Annotated in this window: 2 protein-coding genes; both read left to right on the top strand. The window is 42.1% G+C overall.

Annotated features, from left to right (window positions below; genetic code table 11):
- Positions 1-168: 168 nt before the first annotated feature.
- Positions 169-1,029: a sugar phosphate isomerase/epimerase gene (locus HXY34_14295; GenBank protein ID NWF97304.1), complete on the top strand. Its 861-nt coding sequence runs from the start codon at positions 169-171 to the stop codon at positions 1,027-1,029.
- A 53-nt stretch (positions 1,030-1,082) separates the two neighbouring features.
- A partial coding sequence (locus tag HXY34_14290) for a Gfo/Idh/MocA family oxidoreductase (protein ID NWF97303.1) occupies positions 1,083-1,448 on the top strand: 366 nt, incomplete at its 3' end.

The raw sequence follows: 1,448 nt of genomic DNA, 5'->3' as shown, positions 1-1,448 counted from the left end.
GGAGTAGCAGTTTAAGCAGGGTAATAACCATGATGCAGCCACTTGTTGATCTCTTCTTCCCCTCCAGCCTCCTTTGTTTTGCATTGGGATATCTCGAACATAAAAAGAACATAAATACCTAGCATCTTAACTGATCCTAGAAGCGTGACTAGGATGTGCTATTGAATTTTGAAAATAGGATTTCTAACGAAGATTTTAGGCGAGTTGGACTTTGAAAAGTTGGTTTCTTGGGCGTCTAAGAATGAGTTTGAGGCATTAGAGGCCGATGCCAGCCCTAAAAGCAAGCATATTGATCCAGAAAAAATTCTTAAAGGCGAAACCGGCGGCATAAAGAAGTTGCTCTCTGAAAGTGGCATTGCCATTTCTGGTCTGGCATACTATCCGAACAATTTAGCTTCTAATGTTAAGGAGAGGGAGAAAAACCATGCGGCAGTCAGAAGGATGATCGAAGCATCTGCAACGTTAGATGTGAGTGTTGTCTGCACGTTTGTTGGCGGCTTTCCCGCAGCATTAGACGAAGTGCTTAACGTGTTTGCTGAAGTGTTTCCTCCGCTGGTGGATTATGCAGAAGCGCATGGGGTTAAAATTGCGGTTGAGAACTGCCCTATGATCGGATGGCAAGCTCCATATGTTCCGGGAAACATTGCCTATTCTCCGGAAATCTGGGAGAAAATGTTTAAAATAATCCCATCAAAAGCTTTTGGTCTTAACCTAGATCCTTCGCATTTAGTTTGGCAAAAAATAGACTATATAGAGTCGACACGAAAGTTTGGAGACAGAATCTATCATACACACGCAAAGGACACAGAAATACTACCCGCTAGACTAAGTGAGGTTGGCATAATCGGCAGCGGATGGTGGCGATACAGAATACCTGGACAAGGAGTGATAGACTGGCAAAATTTCATAGCGACATTAAAAGAAAAGGGCTACGATTATGTCCTAAGCATTGAACATGAAGATCCCTTCCTAAAAGGCATAGAGGGATTGCTCTCTGGAAAGAAATATTTGGATGCGCTAATATCGTGAACAGAAAATTTTAAAATGACCCCAGAAAATAACCTATTTTCGGAAAGTGAATTATGAAAAAACTAAACATTGGTTTATTGGGCTACGGTTTTGTCCAGAGAGAATTTCACATGCCTTCTTACAAGGAAATTCCAGAGGCAAACATTGTAGCCGTCGGAGGACGCACAAAAGAAGCTGTTAAAGAGTTTGCCAATAGTTTTGGAATAAAAAGCACATACTCAGGCGAAAACTTCATAGAAAAACTTTGCAAAGACCCTAAAGTGGACGTTGTGGATATAGGGATACCCAATTTCCTCCACAAAAAGGCAGTTATGTCAGCTACTGAAAACGGAAAGCATGTGATATGCGAAAAGCCCCTAGCCCGCAACGTAGAGGAAGCAAAAGTCATGCTTCGGGCGGTTGAAAAAACTGGGGTGATT

It is taken from the genome of Candidatus Thorarchaeota archaeon, assembly GCA_013388835.1.
Classification (GTDB): domain Archaea; phylum Asgardarchaeota; class Thorarchaeia; order Thorarchaeales; family Thorarchaeaceae; genus JACAEL01.
The sequence above is the reverse complement of the archived record's forward strand: the minus strand, read 5'-3'. Positions and strand labels throughout refer to the sequence as shown.